This is a genomic window from Roseospira marina, from assembly GCF_014197855.1.
In the GTDB taxonomy this organism is placed as follows: Bacteria; Pseudomonadota; Alphaproteobacteria; order Rhodospirillales; family Rhodospirillaceae; genus Rhodospira; species Rhodospira marina.
In genome coordinates, this window is record NZ_JACIGJ010000011.1 from 12,600 (window position 1) to 30,126 (window position 17,527).

The following is a 17,527-nucleotide window of genomic DNA, read 5'->3' on the forward strand; positions in this document are numbered from 1 at the left end:
CCTTCCCTTAACGGCAGTCGCCCACACCGTCCCGCACCAGCACGAACCCGAACGGGATCGTGCGGTCGGGCGCGCCGGTCAGCGGCAGGTCGCGGACCACGAGTCCCTCCAGCCAATCCGCCGGCATCGCGGCCCCGACCATGGCCGACACCGCGTCGGTCAGCGGCCCCGGCTCCAACGTGCCCGCACGCGCGTCCTCCAACTCACGCGGGGACAGCAGGATCAGGCAAGCGCCCGTACCGGGCGGCGTCGACGGCCGCCAGTCCGGGTAATGCCGCGCAATCAGCCGGACCTCGGGAAACGCCGGGCGCAGGTTGGCGCCCCAGTCCAGCGGGCCGGCAACGATGGTGCCCTGCGTGAATCCGGCGTCCCGTACAGCCGCAGCCGCCGCCTCCGACGGCAGCAGGGGCAGACACCGGCCGCAGGTGGCGGGCTCGATCCACAGGCGGTTCACGCCGGAGCCCAGAACGAACAGCGTCGCCAGGCCGGCCAGCCCCCAACCCAATGCCCGACGGCGACCTGCGGCCAGGGCGGCGCCCCGTCGGCCCCACCACAGCAGAGGAATCGCCGGCATCACCAGCGCGGCCGGCATCAGGTAGTGATAGCGCAGCCGGTCCCCCCCGCTGGCCAGCACGACGGCCAGGGTGAGCGCCATGGCGGCGACCACGAAGACCAGCAGCACCCGGTCCCAGCGGCCGCCCGGCGTCTCGGCAGGCGGCGCGGCCGCGCGCGCGCCCTTGCGCCACCAGGGCAGCAGCACGAGGATCAGCACCAGCGGCGGCGCCATGCCTGCCAGCGGATCGGCCACCACATTTCGGGCCAGTCCCGCCAGAGCCGCCAGAGCATCACCCGTGCCGCCGTCGGTGATGGTCGCCACCCGGTCGGCGAGACTGCCGCTTTGCCCCAGACGCCAGAGCAGATGGCCCGGCAGCGCCAGCAGCGGCACCACGGCGGCCCACAGGATGCGGCGGTCGAACAGCCGCGCCCGCGTCACCGGATCGGCCAGCACGCCAAGCCCCAAGGCCACCGCAAACAGTGCCAGGGTGTACTTCGACAGCAGCGCGGCCGTCAGGGCGAGGCCCAACAGGACATAGCGCGGGGCGGAAGGCCGCTCCACCACCCTTACGGCGGCCCAGAGCAGGCCGGCGGTCGCCGTCAACGCCAGTGTGGTGTGGGTGAAGTGCCGCGCGCCCTCGAACCCGAACAGCGCGGTCCCCGCCATGCCAGCGACGGCCCCGGCGGCCAGTGCGGCGTCGCCGCCCGCCATGCGCCGGATCGCGTCGTACAGCGCCAGCAGGCCGGCGGCGATGATCCCCCAGCGCAGCAGGATGGAGCCCGCGAGGCTCGGCCCGACGGCCTCCGTCACCGCCATCTGAAGCCAGTTGTACAGCGGCGGCTGTTCGAAGTCGTAGCCCCAGGCCCAGCCCTGGGCGAACAGCATGCTTTCCAGTTCGTCGCGCGCCAGTCCGGTGGACAGGCCGAGCGTCAGCGCCCCGTGGGCCAGCAGCAGCGCGACGGCGAGCCCCCAGCGGCCGGCTCCGGTCTCGAAGGGACCGCCCACGGGACCGGCGGCAGAACCGTGCAGAGCTGTCATCCGGCCGCGCTCAGATCCGCCGCCACGCTCCCCAGGCGCGCGAACGGGCTTTCGCCCGGCGCCAGACGCAGGTCCCCAGCGCGGCGCAGGCCCTCGCGCCCGAACCGCTCGCGGACGAATTCGACCAGCCAGGACTCGGCCTGCGCATGGCGCGCTTGGGCGCGGCGGTCGCCGCTGTCCAGGTGGGCGGCATGGGCGTCGATCGCCGCCACCAGCTCATCAATGCCCTGGCGGCGGCTGGCGGACAGCTTCAGCACCGGCACCGGCCAGTCCGGCCCATGCTCCGCTAGGCTGAGCGCGCCGACGACATCCGCCCGCGCGCGCTCGGCCGCCACGGCCATGTCACCCTTGGTCACGGCGATGATATGGGGAATCTCGGCGATGCCGGCCTTCATGAACTGGAGGCTGTCGCCCGAGCCCGGCTGAACGCAGAACAGCACGGTGTCGGCGACGCCGACGATCTCGGTTTCCGACTGCCCGACCCCGACCGATTCGATCAACACAACGTCATACAGCGCCCGCATCAGCACCATGGCGGCGGTGGTCAGCCCCGCCAGCCCCCCCAGGTGGTCGCGCGCGGCCATGGACCGCACGAACACGCCCTGGTCCTCCGGGTTGTTCTTCAGCCGGGTGCGGTCCCCCAGCAGCGCCCCTCCCGAGCGTCGCGACGACGGATCCACCGCGATCACCCCCACGGTCTGGCCCCGCGCCCGCCACAGATCGATCAGCGCGCTGACCAGCGTGGACTTGCCGACCCCGGGCGGCCCAGTGATACCGAGCACGTGGGCGCGCGGCGCGGCATAAGCGGTGCTGAGCAGATCGGCGGTGTGGCCGTCGTCCGGGTGGCTTTCCAGCGTCGCCAGCGCGCGGGCCAGCGCGGCCTTGCCCCCGGATGTGATGATCTCCAGGGTCAGGGCGTCGAGAGCGGCGGAGGGCGTATCGGGCATGGCGCGGCGTCTCTCCGGGTTCGGGCCGTAAGGCCGGGGGGCTTCGGGGCGGACACGCCTGCGTGTGTAGGCGCCCCACGCCCGTGCGTCAACGTGACCGCCGGCTCGGGATCGCCGCACCGCGGGCCCGACCGGGCACGCCGTTGGCCCGGTTTTGATTTGCGGTGCCTCGGCCAACCGACTAAACAGCGGGGGTCACCCTGCCGCCCCGCCTCCAACCGGGCCGATCCCATCATGATTCACGCGCCGCACCCTGCCCTGCTCCCCAACGGCCTGAACGACGGCCTGCCCCCGCGCGCCGAGCGCGAGGCCGACGTGGTGGATGGCCTGATGGCCTTTGTCCGCGGCCACGGCTACCGGCGGGTCAAGCCACCGCTGATCGAGTTCGAGGACGGCCTGCTGGCCGGGGCCGGGGCCGCCCTGGCGCGCGACACCTTCCGCGTCATGGACCCGGTATCCCAGCGCATGATGGGCGTACGGCCCGACTTCACCGTCCAGATCGGCCGCATCGCCACGACGCGGCTGCGCCATGATCCCCGGCCGTTGCGTCTGTGCTACGCCGGCCAGGTGCTGCGGGTGCGCGGCACGCAGCTTCGGCCGGAGCGGCAGTTCACTCAGGTGGGCGCGGAACTGATCGGCGCCGACACCCCGGCGGCCGAGGCCGAAATCGTCGTGCTGGCGGCCGAGGCGCTGGAGGCCGAAGGGGTCGTCAACGCCACCATCGACCTGAACCTGCCGACCCTGCTCGGCGTATTGTGCGAGGCGCACGCTGCGCCCGAGGCCCTGCGCGAGGCGTTGCGCGTGCCGGTCGATCACAAAGACGTGGCATCCGTGCAGGACGCCGCCCGGTCGCTGCCGGACTTGGGTGCCGCCCTGGTCGCGCTAATCCAGGCGACCGGCCCCGCCCGAGAAGCGTTGGCGGAGATCGCGGCCCTAGGCCTGCCGCCGGCGGCGGCGGAGCGGGTCGCGGCGCTGCACCAGCTTGTGGACCACATCGAAGCCGCGCATCCCGGCCTCACCCTGACCGTGGACGCCCTGGAAAGCCGGGGCTTCGAGTACTACACGGGCTTTGGGTTCTCGATCTTCGCACGCGGCGCACGCGGCGAACTGGCGCGCGGCGGACGCTATATCGCCGGGCCCGAGGGCCGCGGCCAGCCCGCCACCGGCTTCACGCTGATGATGGATGCCGTCCTCGATGCCATGCCGGAGGCGCCCTTGCCGCGCCGCGTGTTGGCGCCGGTGGGCCATGACCGGGGGGCGGCCGCCCGGTTGCGCCGTGACGGCTGGACCGTGCTGCAGGCGCTGGAAGCGGATATCGACCTCACGGCCGAGGCCCGCCGGCTCGACTGTGGGTTTGTGCTGGGCGCCGACGGGCCCGAAGCCCTGACCTGACCCCGTCTCTTTGAACCGTCGTTGATGGTGACGAACGTCGCGCCCCGCCACCACGCGGGGCGGGACGCGACGCCGCGTCGCCGCGTTGCTACTTGCACGCGGCCAGCATGTCGGCGGTCTTCGTACAGACCGGGTTATCCAGGCTGCTGGGGTCGGAAAGCTCCCCGGTCGTCACGTTGACGGTGATCTTGTAGTTGCAGCCTTTCGGCACGGAGCCGGCGGCGGAGCCGACCCATGTGCAGGTCTTACCCGCCACCTTGAAGCGGATCTCCTCGGTCCCGACAAAGGCGACATGACCCGAGGATGTGATGGTCTGGGAGGGCTCCATCAGGTCGGTCACCGTGGTGACCGCCACGGTGTCGGCCAGGGCCGGGCCGGCCAGAAGGGTCGCGAGGCCAGCGGTTGCGGCCATCATCGTCAGCGTACGCATCACAGACTCCTTTGTTCCGTCAAACATGGATTGAGTACGGCCGGAGCAGCCACCGGATCGCCTCGCGAGCGGCGCGAAGGTTTCCCGTGGACAAACGCATGCGGAACGGTCCGCCGCGCCTGTTGGCAGCGCAACGGGGACAGGTCGGAGGCCGGCCGGTGACGGCGACATGGCCGCCCATGCAACTCGGCTTTACAACCCCCTTTTGCGTCCTGCGCTGGTTGCTATCCTTGCCGCGAACTCGTTACGGTGTCAAATAGAAAAACGTAGAGGCCGACATAATTATGCGGCCGGTAAAAATATACATGTCATAGCACGTAGAGTTATAAGGCATGTGAAGACATTATTGACCCATACACCTTTCTTCATTCGTTTACCAACGAAGTCATTTCAGTCCGATCACCAGACGACAGGCATGCCAGCGCCCCCAGGCTCTTGATACGGGCCGGCACTTGAACGGGCTCGGCTGTCCATACAGCCGCCGCAGATTTAAGACGCCGATGTGATCACACCGGCCGAACGATGCGTGACGTCTGTTCAGGCGTCGGCCGCCCTGACCGCTCCCCCGCGTCGCGCAGGACGGCGCGACGCGCGCCGCAAAAAAGAAGGGCCGCTCACCGAAGTGAGCGGCCCAGGCCGATCTGACGATCGAAAGAGGTTGCCCCAGGATCAGTGCGCGTCTTTCCAGATCTCACGCTTGTAGGCGTACAGCAGCCCGGTCAGCACGATCAGGAACAACAGCGTGTAACGCCCCAGCGCCTTGCGGTCTTCCAGCTCGGGCTCGGCGGCCCACTGCAGGAAGCTCGTGACATCGAGCGCCATCTGCTCGGCCGACGGCGTGGAGCCGTCCGAGTACTCCAGGATGCCCTCGAACAGCTGCTGGGGCATGGAGATCGCATGACCCGGGAAGTAGTGGTTGAAGCTCTTGCCCGGCGGCAGGGAGAAGTTCGGATCCGCTTCAAGAACGTATTCCGGCACCTCATCCGCGTAGCCAAGCAGCAGGCTGTAGATGTAGTCCGCGCCGCCGTCACGAGCCCGCGCCATCACCGACAGGTTCGGCGGCACGACGCCCCCGTTGGCCAGCTTCGCAATGGCGTCGTTCTCGTAGGGGTGGGCGATCGGGTCCATCGGAGTGGCCGGGCGGGTGTACATCTCGCCCCACTCGTCCGGACCATCGGGCACATCGAACGAGGCGGCGATTTCCTTCACCTCGTCCGCCGTGTAGCCGATCTGCTCCAGGTTCCGGTAGTGCATGTAGTCCAGCGGATGGCAGGACTTGCAAACGCCGGAATAGACTTCCCAGCCACGGCGAAGCTGGGCTTCGTCATAGCCACCGAACAGGCCGTTGAAGCTCCAGTTCGGCTGTTTCAGGTGCGGTCCATCCCCGCTGGAGGCGAGAGCACCGGTGGCGCCCGCCCCGAGCGAGAGGCCGGCGGCCATCATGGCCGCAGTGGCGAGTCGGGTCAGGGTGCTCATGCTGCGGCCTCCTTCTCATGACCGTCGGTCACGGCCGCGCTGATGCTCTCGGGCACGGGCAACGGTTTCTCGATCCAGCCCAGCAGGGGCAGGAAGACCAGGAAGTGAACGAAATAGTACGCGGTGGCCCACTGACCCAGGGTGATGTACACGCCCTCGGCCGGCATCGCGCCCAGGTAGCCCAGCAGCACGAAGTCGATGAACAGCAGCCAGAAGAACCACTTGAAGATCGGGCGGAAGCGACCGCTCCGCGTCTTCGAGGTGTCCAGGAGCGGCAGGAACAGCCAGATGGCGATCGCCGCAAACATCAGCAGCACACCGCCGAGCTTGTCCGGCACCGCACGCAGGATGGCGTAGAACGGCAGGAAGTACCATTCCGGCACGATGTGCTCCGGCGTGACCATCGGGTCCGCCTGCACATAGTTGATCGCGTGGTTGAAGTAGTTCGGATAGAAGAACACGAAGAAGCACAGGATGATCAGGGCGATGCCGAGACCAAAGGCGTCCTTCAGCGTGTAGTACGGGTGGAACGGCAGGGTATCGGCCGGCTTCTTCACATCCACGCCCAGCGGGTTACCCGACTTCGTGGTGTGCAGCGCCCACAGGTGCATGAACACCAGCGCGAAGATCACGAACGGCAGCAGGTAGTGCAGCGAGAAGAAGCGCTTCAGCGTGTCGTTGTCCACCGAGAAACCGCCCCATAGCCACACGGCGATGTCGTCGCCGACCACCGGAATGGCGGTCACCAAGCTGGTGATCACGGTCGCGGCCCAGAACGACATCTGACCCCACGGCAGCACGTAGCCCAGGAAGGCGGTGCCGACCATCACGAGGTAGATGATGACGCCGATGGCCCACAGCAGTTCGCGCGGCGCCTTATAGGAGCCGTAGTACATGCCGCGGAAGATGTGGATGTAGACGGCGGCGAAGAACAGGCTGACCGTATTCATATGAATAAAGCGGATCAGCCAGCCGTAGTTCACCTCGCGCATCAAGCGCTCGATCGAGGCGAAGGCCATGTCTTCATGCGGCGTGTAGAACATCGCCAGGAAGATACCGGAGAGAATCAGGATCACCAGCGCGAGGCCGGCAATGAACCCGAAGTTCCACCAGTAGTTCAGGTTGCGAGGGGTGGGGTAGACGATGCCTTCCCGGTACAGCAGGGAAAAGATCGGCAGGCGGCGGTCCACCCACTTGATGGTGCGGTTGCTCCAGACGGGATCCGGTGTGCTGCTCATGAACCTAGCCCTCCTCACCAATCCGGATGGTCGTGTCATCCAGGAAGGCGTATTCCGGGACGGGCAGGTTCAACGGCGCCGGCCCCTTGCGGATACGGCCGGCCGTGTCGTACTGCGAGCCGTGGCAGACACAGAACCAGCCGTTCCACTCACCCTTCGGATCGCTCGGCTTCTGCCCCTTGGGCACGCAGCCCAGATGCGTGCAGATGCCGACCATGACCAGCCACTCCGGCTTGATCGTCCGCTCTTCATCGGTTTCGGGGTCACGCAGGGTGCTGACATCGACGGCCTTGGCCTGTTCGATGTCTTCCGGCGTACGATGGCGCACGAACACGGGCTTGCCGCGCCAGACGACGGTGATGGCCTGACCGACCGCGACCGGCGACAGGTCCACCTCGACGGTGGCGAGCGCAAGCACGTCCTTGGCCGGATTCATGGAGTCGATGAAAGGCCAGACCGCCAGCGCGGTCCCCACCGCACCCACGGCGCCCGTGGCGTACAGCAGGAAATCGCGACGGCTCTCGCCGTCGGCGGTCCCCGCCGAATCAACCGCTTGAGACATGTTGAAGCAACCTCTTCATTGCGTTTGCGGAGCGCAAAAGGAGATGACCCACGCTCCCTCCCCCTCGGATCGGCGTGCGTCAGACAAACACGGTCATGATGTTCCGCCCGCGCCGGCTCGCCGGGATCCTTGAGCCAGGCATTTCGACCCAGAAGCGGACAATACCCGCCTTGACAGCCCCACATCAGCACCCGACGAACGGGTGGACGCGGCCCATGGGCAGCGGCGGTTTTGGGGGTGTATAATCGAAATCCATAGCCATGAAAAGGATAAAAAATCCTCGGCCTTTTCGCATAACCCTTTCGCCATCCAGGCTTTTTTGCATGCGCATCGCCCTTTATCAACCCGATATGCCCCAGAACACAGCGGCAACAATCCGGCTCGCGGCGTGTCTGGAACTGCCCCTCGACGTCATCGAGCCATGCGGATTCGTCTGGGATGACAAGCGGCTGCGGCGGGTCGCCATGGACTATCTCGACGGCGCCAACCTGCGCCGACACTCGGGTTGGGCGACGTTCCGAGCCGCCGAGGGAATCGCCGGGGCCCGCCTCGTCGTTCTCAGCACGCAGGCCCCGGCGCGGCACGTCGACGTCCGGTATCGCCCGACCGATATTCTGCTGCTGGGCCGGGAAAGCGCCGGCCTGCCAGCGGCGATCCACGCCGAGGCGGACGTCAGCGTGCGCATCCCGCTCGCCCCCGGGGCGCGGTCGTTCAATGTCGCGATGGCGGCCGCGATGGTCGCGGGCGAGGCTTTGCGGCAGACGGACGGCTGGCCCGGATAACCGCCGTGATGATCACCGGAACCGACCCGCGACGCGCCACCTCCCGCGACGCACTGTCTAAAGATCCATCGTGCCGTCCGGGTTTTCGGTGCCCAAGGCTGGCGGGGAGGCGGGCGGTGGCGCGGGACGGGAGGGCGGCGGCGCCGGAGCGTCCTCCTCCAGGAGGCCGTCGAAGAAGTCGCGCAGCCGATCGGCCTCCCGCTTGATGAACGGCTTGGCAGACTCGACACCGGCGTTCGCCTCGCAGGTCGCCCGGTCGAGGGCACAGACGCTCGTGCAGCCGGCCTGCGCGTAGTCATCGCCCGGGTGGCGCCGTTCGCACCGGTCCACACAGGCGTCATGCTCGGTTTCGCAGGTCGCGACGGCAGCGCTGTCGCTCCCGGGGTCTGATGGGGGGACCGGCGTCGCCTGAGGCGCGGCGGGATCGTTCTCCTCGTCGTCGTGGTGCAGGTTGGGCTCCTCGACATAGCGGTCGCCGCCGTTGCCCTGAAACCCCTCCACGAAGCTGTCCATCTTATCGGCCTGATCGTCCAGCCAGGGCTTGACCTGCGACAGGCTGTCGCGCGCCTCGCACGCGCTCCGCTCCACGGCGCAGCGCGCCTGACAGGAGGCCGCGTCGGCGCTGCCCGGCTCCGTCGTCTCCACGCAGGTTTCGCCGCAGTGCCGCGCCACCGCGCCGCAATAGGCCGTGCCGGGCGCATCGGGCGAGTCGCCGTCCACCGCGGCCTCGGCCCGCACAGCGGAGGGGACGGCCATCGTGACCAGGACGGCCAGGGCCAAACCGGCCAGGGTGGCCACGGCACGAGACGGGGCTCGAACGGGGCTGAGCGCATGCATGATCCGCGATCTCCTCTCCCAAAGGGATGGGCCGACGACACAAAGCCGCGCTCTTTTTAGCGCGGGATTGTGCCCTCTTCGGGGCGGGACAGCCGGGGCCACCCGCCCAACAGCGCCACGCCCCCCATCGCCACCGACCCGGCCAGCCCGCCAACGTGGAACAGGATGCCGGTCGCCAGCGCCTCGGCCTGCGACAGCCCGGCCGGGATCAGGGCCAGCATCCACGCCGCCTCGAACGTGCCGGCGTTGGCGAAGGTGCTCACCGGCAGCACGGACGCCAGCGCCGTGGCGGCGCCTCCAGCCACCCCGCCCGCCAGACCGATGGCGGGCGCCGTCGCGTTGGCGCACAGCCACGCCATGGCATAGATGAGCCCCCAGACCAGCGCGGTCCACCCGATCTGCACCAGCACGCGCGTCGGGGTCTGCGCCGCCAGCGCGCCCATCAGGGTCTGCCACAACCGGCCCAGCCGCCCGCCCCCGAATGGCGTCAGGACCCGCAACCGGCGGGCGATCCAGGGTGCCACGGCCAGTCCGGCCATCAGGGCCGCCACGGCGCCCGCGGCGATCGGCGCGGCGCCCGGCACGGCGGCGCGCGCGGCCGGCAGCAGCGCCAGCGCGACCAGACCGCTCGACAGCACCACGACCAGATCGATCAGCCGCAGCACCACGAGCAGCGCGGACCCAACCGCCAACGGCGTGCCCACCATACGGTGGAGCAGCGGCACCAGCGACAGCTCCCCCAGGCGCATGGGCGCCAGCGACGCCAGCACGGAGTGAAAGGCCGCCACGCGCACCAGCGGCCACAGCGGCGCGGCCGGCACCGCAGCGCCACCATCGGCCATCAGCCGCAGACCAACCTGGAACCGGACCGCCCGCGCCACCGTGATAAACGGATAGATCGCCACCGCCAGCAGCACCGGCCCCGGGTCCGCCTCCACCAACGCCGTGACGAAAGCCCCGGTCGCCCCCTCGGCCAGCAGCCAGCCCGCCAGCCCCGCCAGAACGAGCGCCGCCAGGCCGATGCGCCACAACACGGCGCGGCGGGAGGAGGCCGGGCGGGCAGAAACGCGGGCATCGGTAGGCATGGGCCGAACAGGCTCCCGAGGGCGCGGTCACGGTCGCAGCGCGCAAAGGCAGGGTCGACTCTCCGTGTAGCGCAGGACGCCCGACCGCGAAAGCCCGGCGAGACCGATCCGCACACCGCGAGCGCCGCGCGAAAAATCGGACGGGTAGAGTGGACGCCCACCGCGGGCCGGCCTAATCTAGCCACACTGTCGGATCAGTGTATGGACCGACGCGAAACCGCTCGGGGGGACAGACTCCCGCTCGGGATGGCGTGTTCGGAACGGACCACGAGCGACGATGAAGGTGGAGGGCGAGGTGCGGTCGCAGCCGTCAAACACACAAGGCGGACGCAGACGCCGGCCACCCCGGGGTTTCCTCCGCTGTCTGGCCACCCTGTGTGCGGTTCTGGTCCCCCTCGCCGTGGCCGCCTTCGCCATGCACGCGCCGAGCCCGGTAATGGCCGCCGATGGACCGGCGAGTCAGGCGCTCGTCGTCGACGGCGACACGATCCAGACGGCGGACGGGGTGTACCACCTCTATGGAATCGACGCCCCGGAGCTGGGCCAACGGTGCCGCCGCGCCGGCCGCTGGACCGCGTGCGGCAAGGACGCCGCCTTCGCCCTGCACCGACTGCTCGGGCTGGCCCTGAGCGCCCCCCAGTGCACGGTCCAAGACAGCACGGGGCCGGACACCACACAAAGCCCGCTCGCCGTCTGCGCCCTGGATGACAAAAAGGATCTGGCGCTGGTGCTGTTGTCCCAGGGACTCGCCGTGACCCTATCCGACGCCCCGGCGCGCTACCGCGAAGCGGAGGAGAGTGCACGCGCCGGCCGCCTGGGCGTGTGGAGCACGGATTTCGTGCACCCCCGGGGTTGGCGCAACGGGGAGCGCAACGGCGACGACACCAGCGGTCCGGACCCGGCGTGCCCCATCAAGGCGCTGACCGATGAGACGGGCCATCCGATCTATCTGGTGCCGCTCGACCCCGGGTACGCGGATGTGCCCGACAGCGCCGTCTCGGCGTTGTATTGCAGCGATGAAGCGGCCGAGGCCGACGGCTGGCACCGGCCGCCGCTCGCGTGGCTGCTCGGCACGGACTGATCCCGGAGCCCGGCGCGGCACGCCCCGGCTCAGGTCGGCGTCCCGCCTGGTGCCGGGTCCCCGACACGCCCCCCCATCCGGCCGGTAATCGCCCGCGCGGAGCGCATCACGAGGTCGCCCAGCATCGGCACCCGCGCATCCGTAATCCGGGCCATCGGCCCCGACAGCGAGACCGCCGCCATTGGGCCGCCGTGCTCGTCCCGGATGACGGCCGCCACGCACCGCAGCCCGATGGCCTGTTCCTGGTCGTCGATGGCGTAGCCGCGCGCCCGCGTCGCCTCCAGATCGGTCATGAGCTGAGAGGCACTGGCCAGCGTGCGCTGCGTCGCCCGCACCGGGGGCCGCTCCTCCAGCATCCGCTGCACGGCTACCGGCTCCATGGCCGCCAGCAGGGCCTTGCCCACGCCCGAGCAATGCAAGGGCACCCGCGCGCCCGGCTTGGCGAAGGCCCGCATCATCTCCCGGCATTCGACCTGGGCAAGGTAGGTGGCCTGCCCCTCGTCCTCGACGGCCAGATTCACGGTCTCGCCGCTGTCGTACATGAGCTGGCGCATCTCGGAGCGCGCCATGGAGACCAGATCGCGCGCCCTCAGGAAACCGTTGCCGACGCTGAACGCCTCCACCCCCACCGACCAGAGCCCCGTTGCCGGATCCACACGCGCAAACCGCTCATCCTGAAGCGTCGTCAGCAACCGGTGCGCCGTAGAGGGCGCCAGACCCACCGTCTGGCAGACCTCGGTCAGGGTCAGCCCCTCGTCGGTGGTGGTCAGCGCCTTCAGAACCGCAATGGCGCGGCGGACCGACTGCACGCCGCCGGGCTCGACCTTCCCGGTCGCGGACCCGGCCGCCTTGCGGCGCGGCGGCGGGCTCATGGCGAGATCACCCCGAAAGGCTGCGCCGACACCCCGTCCGCCAGGATACTTTCGACGGCGTCGGAATCGTGGTACCCAGGGCTTCTGCGGCAATGCAACATAAGCGGTAACCCCCTTGCCTCGCGGTAAGCGGGCCAGCATAGGCGGTTTCGGTGCCGGACCGAACCCGCCATTTCCATATTATGGAAACTGCTTTCATTGGATTCCAGTCTCGGACGTGCCCCGGCCGCGTCCCAACCAGACCCAAAACCCGCCCAATAACTCGGAGGTGACACCCATGAGCTTTACCGTCTTCGAACAGGCCCCCGCGCGGCTGAACCGGTCCGAACTGGCGGTGCCCGGCTCCAGCGCCCGCTTCCTGGAAAAGGCCGCGCAGAGCAACGCCGACATCGTGTTCCTGGACCTGGAGGACGCCGTTGCCCCGGATGAAAAGCCCAAGGCCCGCAAGAACATCATCGAGGCGCTGAACGATCTGGACTGGAGCCGCAAGACCGTGTCCGTGCGCATCAACGGCCTGGACACGCCGTTCATGTACCGCGACGTGGTCGAGGTTCTGGAGGGCGCGCCGGACAAGCTCGACCTCATCATGATCCCCAAGGTCGGCACCGCCGCCGACGTCTATATGGTCGATTGCCTCGTCTCACAGATCGAGGCCGCCACCGGCGCCAAGAAGCGCATCGGCCTGGAGATGATCATTGAGTCCGCCCTCGGCATGGCGAACATCGACGCCATCGCGGCCGCGTCCAAACGCAACGAGAGCCTGCACTTCGGCGTGGCCGACTACGCGGCCTCGACCAAGGCGGCGACCGTGGGCATCGGCGGGCCGAACCCGAACTATGGCGTGTTGACCGACACGCTGGAGGACGGCTCCCGCGCCTACCACTGGGGCGACATGTGGCACTACGCCATCGCGCGCATGGTGGTCGCGGCCCGCGCGCACGGCCTGCGCCCCGTCGACGGCCCCTTCGGAGACATCAAGGACGGCGAGGGCTATTCCGCCCAGGCGCGCCGCGCGATGGTGCTGGGCTGCGAAGGCAAATGGGCCATCCACCCCTCGCAGATCGATCTCGCCAACACCATTTTCTCTCCGTCTGAAAACGAGGTGGCGAAGGCCCGCGCCATCCTCGACGCCATGGAGCAGGCCAAGGCCGAGGGACGCGGCGCGGTGACGCTGGACGGCAAGCTGATCGACCTCGCCTCCATCAAGCAGGCCGAGGTTCTGGTCAACAAGGCCGCGCAGATCACCGGCGGCTGACCCTGGATACGGGCGGCGGATGACGGGTATCCAGCCGCCCGCGATCTCCGGCGGGCGCGGCGTCTCGGGGCCGCGCCGGAACCCGACACGAGTGCGCCATGAGCCAGACCCTCGCGGCCGTCCTGCCGGTCTTCCTCGTCATCCTGCTCGGCTTCGGCCTGCGCAAGAGCCGATGGGTGCCGGACGCCTTCTGGGGGCCGGCCGAGCACCTGACCTACACCGTCACCTTCCCCGCCCTGCTGACCGCCAATCTGGCGCGCGCGGACATGACGACGGTGCCCTGGGCGCCGATGATGGTCATTCTGGGCACCACGGTGCTGGTGGTGGCCGGACTCACACTGGCACTGCGCCGTCCGCTGTTGGCCGGACGCCTGGGCGCGGACGACGCTGCGTTCACCAGTGTGTTTCAGGGTGCCATCCGCCCCAACACCTATGTTGGGCTCGCCGTGGCGGCGGCCCTGTACGGCGACCTCGGCGTGACACTGACCGCCATCGGCGTGGCCCTGGTCGTGCCGCTGGTCAACGTGCTGTCGGTGGCCTGCCTCACGGTGTACGGCACCGGCCAATCCGCGTCGATCACGGGTGTGATCCGGGGTGTCGTGACCAATCCCCTGATCCTGGCCTGCGCGCTCGGCATCGTGCTGAACATCACCGGCATCGGCCTACCGCCGGTCCTCGGTCCGATGCTCGACATTCTCGGCCGCGCCGCCCTGCCGATCGCCTTGCTGGCGGTCGGAGCCGGCCTGTCGTTCGCGCACCTGAAACGGGCCGGCGGCCCGGTTGCGGTCTCCACGGGCCTCAAGCTCATCGTGCTCCCTTTGCTCGTGTGGGGCGGCTGCCAACTGGCCGGGCTCGAGGCCGTGACGACCACCGTGACCGTCCTTTACGGAGCCCTGCCCTGCTCGGCCTCGTCTTACGTGCTGGCCCGGCGCATGGGCGGAGACGCCCCCTTGGTCGCCGGGATCATCACGGCCCAGACGCTGGCGTCCGTTCTCACCATAACCCTGCTAATTGGTTGGGTACGCGCCATCGCCTAGACAGATTTCGGCTGCTAGACTGCCGGAACACATGCGGGGTCACCCCGCGTCGATATCCGTTCGGCCCGCTCTGATTGGGCCGACCGGCCCCGTGAGATGGAGAGTGCCATGGTCCGACTGCCCGCCACCCCCCGGCCCTGCCCGGGTCCCCGGTTCCTCGCTGGCGTGCTGGCGCCCGTCGCCGTCGTTCTTGCCACAGCCACCCCCGCCTATGCCGGCCTGGAGGTCTGCAACCAGACCAACGTGAGCCGCTGGGTCGCGGTCGGGTACAGCAAGGACGATATGTGGACATCCGAAGGGTGGTGGCAGGTCGACCCCGGCAACTGCGCCCTTGTGCAGGACGGCGACCTCACCCAGCAATACTACTATTACCGGGCCGAGGATCCCGAGGAGAACTTCGAGGGCGACGGCTACATGTTCTGTGGGGTGGACGACGCTTTCACGATCGTCGGGGACCAGGACTGCGACGAGCGCGGGTACAAAACGCTCGATTTTCGCGAGGTCGACACGGGCCAGAACACGACCACCTTCACGCTGGTGCTGAGCCCGACCACGGTGCCCGGCGCGGCCCCGATTGGAACGCCCGCCCCGACATCCGATGACCGCAGCGGCGGGGACACCGGCCTGCGAATTTGCAACGAGACCAATGTGTCGCGCTGGCTGGCCGTCGGCTACACCAAGGACGACCAGTGGACGTCCGAGGGCTGGTGGAACGTCGACCCAGGCCAGTGCGCCAATGTGATCAGCTGGGCACTGGACAATCGTTACTATTACTATCGGGCCGAGGATCCGGACGAGAACTTCGAAGGCGACGGCTACATGTTCTGCGCAGTTGATGATGCGTTCACCATCGTCGGCGATACGGACTGCGAGTCCCGCGGCTACAACGAAGTCGGCTTCCGCGAGGTCGACACCGGCGGCGACGCGCCATCCTTCACCCTGGTGCTGGACCCGTCCAACGTGCCGGGCGCACAACCGAACGGGACCATCGCACCCGAGGGCGGCCGCTCCCTGATGCCGGGCGCGCCGACCCCGCAGAACCAGATGGCGCCCGGGCTCGCCCCGCCGGCCGTGGACGAGCGCAGCGCGGAGGGCCTGATGCCCGAGCATCCGGACGGCACCGCGACGGTCGGTGTCCCCGCCGCCGCATCCACCGCGGCGCCCGCCGGCCTCGGAGCACGCGCGCCGCAATGACCGCGCACGGGTCGGTCGCTGGATCATCCGGCGACCGCCCGCGGCCAGGCCCCCACCACCGAACCACAGAGACGTGGCGTCCTGTCCGTGGACGACCGTTCCCGTGAGGGGATCGCCCGGACAGGCGGGGTCCCGAGGCGGAATCGGGCCGTCGCCCCGCCTTGATCCCGGCCCGCCCCTCCCCAGCTTTTCACTTGCGTCGCGGCCGCGCCTGCCGCAGAAACGCTGTGCACGGCGCCGCTTCGACCCGTCCCGAGGGACGGGGAGCGGCGCTTCTCTATGGGTGCGGAGACGATCCGTCCGGCCCGTTCATCCCGGACGGGTTATCCCCGGACGGGTCTTCCCCGGACTGTTCTTCCAAGGAGGCCCACGATGGCGACGACGACCCCGCCGCCCCAACCGCTCGACCACTTCATCGAGCGCGATGGCGTGCGGTTCGCCGGAATCCACCTGCTGGTCGACATCTGGGGGGCCCATGGGCTCGACGACATCGACCTGACCGAGCGCGCGTTGACCGACGCCGTCCGCGCCGCCGGGGCCACGCTCCTCCACACCCATCTGCACCACTTCACCCCGAACGGCGGCATTTCCGGCGTGCTGGTGCTCGCCGAGAGCCATCTGACCATTCACACATGGCCGGAACGCGACTACGCCGCCCTCGACATCTTCATGTGCGGCGATGCCGACCCCTACAAGGCCATCCCCGTACTGCGCGCCGCGTTCCGCCCGGACGCCATCACCCTGACCGAGAACAAGCGAGGACTGATCCCGTGACCACGCCCTCCGTGCCCACCGCCCAGGACCGGTTCGAGGAAACCCTGTACCCCGGCTGGCGCCAGGTGTTCGCCGTTGATCGCGTCGTGCATCGCGAGCAGACGGAGCACCAGGACCTCGTGATCTTTGAAAGCCCGGTGTTCGGGCGGGTGCTGGCGCTGGATGGCGTCATTCAGATCACCGAAGGCGACGAGTTCATGTACCAGGAAATGATGGTGCATGTGCCCATCGTCGGACACGGGTCGGCCCAGCGGGTGTGCATCGTCGGCGGCGGCGACGGCGGCTGCTTGCGCGAGGCGCTGAAGCATCCGGGAGTCGCGCCGACGCTGGTCGAGATCGACGCCGGGGTGGTGGAGTTCTCCAAGCAGTGGATGCCCGCCATCGGCAAGACCGCGCTGGAGGACCCGCGCGCTCGGATCGTCATCGCCGACGGTGTCGACTTCATGAAGACGTCGGGCGAGACGTTCGATGTCATCATCGTGGACAGCACCGATCCACACGGCCCCGGCGAGGTCCTGTTCACCCAAGACTTCTATGCCGACTGCCACGCCCGCCTGTCGGAGCGCGGCATCCTGGTCACCCAGAACGGCGTGCCGTTCACCCAGGGGGACGAATTGACGACCTCGTGGAACCGCCTGCGTGGGGCCGGCTTCGCCGACGTCTCGTTCTATGTCGTGCCGGTGCCCAGCTATGTCGGCGGCTTCATGACCCTGGGTTGGGCCAGCAAGGATCCCGCCAACCGGGGTCTCGACGCCGCCACGATCGAAAGCCGGGTCGCCGGCCTGGACCTCGCCACGCGCTACTGGACCCCGGACATCCAGCGCGCGTGCTTCGCCCTGCCGAAGTACATCCAAGATTTGATGCGCTGAGCCGGGACGCCCGCCCCGACCGGAATCACGACCCTCGGAGAGGGGGCCGAGTGGGGAATGACGGTGGAGAGAGGCGTTTGGGGTTGGGGCGCTCCCGAATCT

General features: G+C 68.9%; 17 protein-coding genes. 8 read left to right on the plus strand and 9 right to left on the minus strand.

Going from position 1 to position 17,527, the window contains the following annotated elements; all coding sequences use genetic code 11:
• Positions 1–7: 7 nt before the first annotated feature.
• The gene (locus GGD82_RS14040; protein WP_150062950.1) at positions 8–1,594 is read right to left on the minus strand and encodes a glycosyltransferase family 39 protein; all 1,587 of its coding nucleotides are present in this window, start codon (positions 1,592–1,594) and stop codon (positions 8–10) included.
• Complete coding sequence (gene meaB, locus GGD82_RS14045) at positions 1,591–2,541, minus strand: methylmalonyl Co-A mutase-associated GTPase MeaB (protein ID WP_150062949.1); 951 nt, start codon at positions 2,539–2,541, stop codon at positions 1,591–1,593. The genes GGD82_RS14040 and meaB overlap by 4 nt, the downstream gene beginning before the upstream one ends.
• Before the next feature lie 234 nt (positions 2,542–2,775).
• On the opposite strand from meaB, the gene GGD82_RS14050 reads away from it, so the two are divergent.
• Positions 2,776–3,933 carry an ATP phosphoribosyltransferase regulatory subunit gene (locus tag GGD82_RS14050; RefSeq protein ID WP_150062948.1) on the plus strand — a complete coding sequence of 386 codons (1,158 nt, stop codon included), beginning with the start codon at positions 2,776–2,778 and terminating at the stop codon, positions 3,931–3,933.
• A gap of 88 nt (positions 3,934–4,021) precedes the next feature.
• Here the strand turns inward: GGD82_RS14050 and GGD82_RS14055 are convergent, their stop codons facing one another.
• From GGD82_RS14055 to petA, 4 genes are all read right to left on the minus strand, one after another.
• Positions 4,022–4,363, minus strand: a complete 342-nt coding sequence (locus GGD82_RS14055; protein WP_150062947.1) for a hypothetical protein — start codon at positions 4,361–4,363, stop codon at positions 4,022–4,024.
• A 669-nt stretch (positions 4,364–5,032) separates the two neighbouring features.
• On the minus strand, positions 5,033–5,839 hold the full coding sequence (locus tag GGD82_RS14060) for a cytochrome c1 (RefSeq protein ID WP_150062946.1): 807 nt from the start codon (positions 5,837–5,839) through the stop codon (positions 5,033–5,035).
• Entirely contained in the window at positions 5,836–7,077 is a 1,242-nt protein-coding gene (locus tag GGD82_RS14065) for a cytochrome b (protein WP_150062945.1), read from the minus strand. The genes GGD82_RS14060 and GGD82_RS14065 overlap by 4 nt, the downstream gene beginning before the upstream one ends.
• Before the next feature lie 4 nt (positions 7,078–7,081).
• Complete coding sequence (gene petA / locus GGD82_RS14070; protein ID WP_150062944.1) at positions 7,082–7,639, minus strand: ubiquinol-cytochrome c reductase iron-sulfur subunit; 558 nt, start codon at positions 7,637–7,639, stop codon at positions 7,082–7,084.
• Between the two features lie 323 nt (positions 7,640–7,962).
• On the opposite strand from petA, the gene GGD82_RS14075 reads away from it, so the two are divergent.
• Positions 7,963–8,421 (plus strand): tRNA (cytidine(34)-2'-O)-methyltransferase, encoded by a 459-nt coding sequence (locus GGD82_RS14075; protein ID WP_150062943.1) that lies wholly within the window; start codon positions 7,963–7,965, stop codon positions 8,419–8,421.
• A gap of 57 nt (positions 8,422–8,478) precedes the next feature.
• On the opposite strand, the gene GGD82_RS14080 is transcribed toward GGD82_RS14075, so the two are convergent.
• Together GGD82_RS14080 and GGD82_RS14085 are read right to left on the minus strand one after the other, a co-directional pair.
• Positions 8,479–9,258 (minus strand): hypothetical protein, encoded by a 780-nt coding sequence (locus GGD82_RS14080; protein ID WP_170284342.1) that lies wholly within the window; start codon positions 9,256–9,258, stop codon positions 8,479–8,481.
• A 56-nt stretch (positions 9,259–9,314) separates the two neighbouring features.
• Positions 9,315–10,343, minus strand: coding sequence for a lysylphosphatidylglycerol synthase domain-containing protein (locus tag GGD82_RS14085; protein WP_150062940.1), 1,029 nt, complete (start codon positions 10,341–10,343; stop codon positions 9,315–9,317).
• Between the two features lie 436 nt (positions 10,344–10,779).
• Between GGD82_RS14085 and GGD82_RS14090 the strand changes: the two genes are divergently transcribed.
• A complete protein-coding gene (locus GGD82_RS14090; RefSeq protein ID WP_184013288.1) occupies positions 10,780–11,424 on the plus strand; it encodes a thermonuclease family protein in 645 nt (214 codons plus the stop codon).
• A gap of 29 nt (positions 11,425–11,453) precedes the next feature.
• Here GGD82_RS14090 and GGD82_RS14095 read toward each other — a convergent pair whose 3' ends face one another.
• Entirely contained in the window at positions 11,454–12,296 is an 843-nt protein-coding gene (locus GGD82_RS14095; protein WP_150062938.1) for an IclR family transcriptional regulator, read from the minus strand.
• 277 nt (positions 12,297–12,573) lie between these two features.
• Between GGD82_RS14095 and GGD82_RS14100 the strand changes: the two genes are divergently transcribed.
• The 5 genes from GGD82_RS14100 to speE all read left to right on the plus strand — a co-directional run bounded on the left by GGD82_RS14100 (position 12,574) and on the right by speE (position 17,425).
• Positions 12,574–13,551: an HpcH/HpaI aldolase/citrate lyase family protein gene (locus GGD82_RS14100; RefSeq protein WP_150062937.1), complete on the plus strand. Its 978-nt coding sequence runs from the start codon at positions 12,574–12,576 to the stop codon at positions 13,549–13,551.
• A gap of 98 nt (positions 13,552–13,649) precedes the next feature.
• Positions 13,650–14,588 (plus strand): AEC family transporter, encoded by a 939-nt coding sequence (locus GGD82_RS14105; protein ID WP_150062936.1) that lies wholly within the window; start codon positions 13,650–13,652, stop codon positions 14,586–14,588.
• 108 nt (positions 14,589–14,696) lie between these two features.
• The gene (locus GGD82_RS14110; protein WP_170284340.1) at positions 14,697–15,782 is read left to right on the plus strand and encodes a DUF1036 domain-containing protein; all 1,086 of its coding nucleotides are present in this window, start codon (positions 14,697–14,699) and stop codon (positions 15,780–15,782) included.
• A 372-nt stretch (positions 15,783–16,154) separates the two neighbouring features.
• Positions 16,155–16,556 (plus strand): adenosylmethionine decarboxylase, encoded by a 402-nt coding sequence (gene speD / locus GGD82_RS14115; RefSeq protein ID WP_150062934.1) that lies wholly within the window; start codon positions 16,155–16,157, stop codon positions 16,554–16,556.
• Positions 16,553–17,425 carry a polyamine aminopropyltransferase gene (gene speE, locus GGD82_RS14120; protein WP_246163931.1) on the plus strand — a complete coding sequence of 291 codons (873 nt, stop codon included), beginning with the start codon at positions 16,553–16,555 and terminating at the stop codon, positions 17,423–17,425. Before speD ends, speE begins: the two co-directional genes overlap by 4 nt.
• The last annotated feature ends 102 nt before the right edge of the window (positions 17,426–17,527 follow it).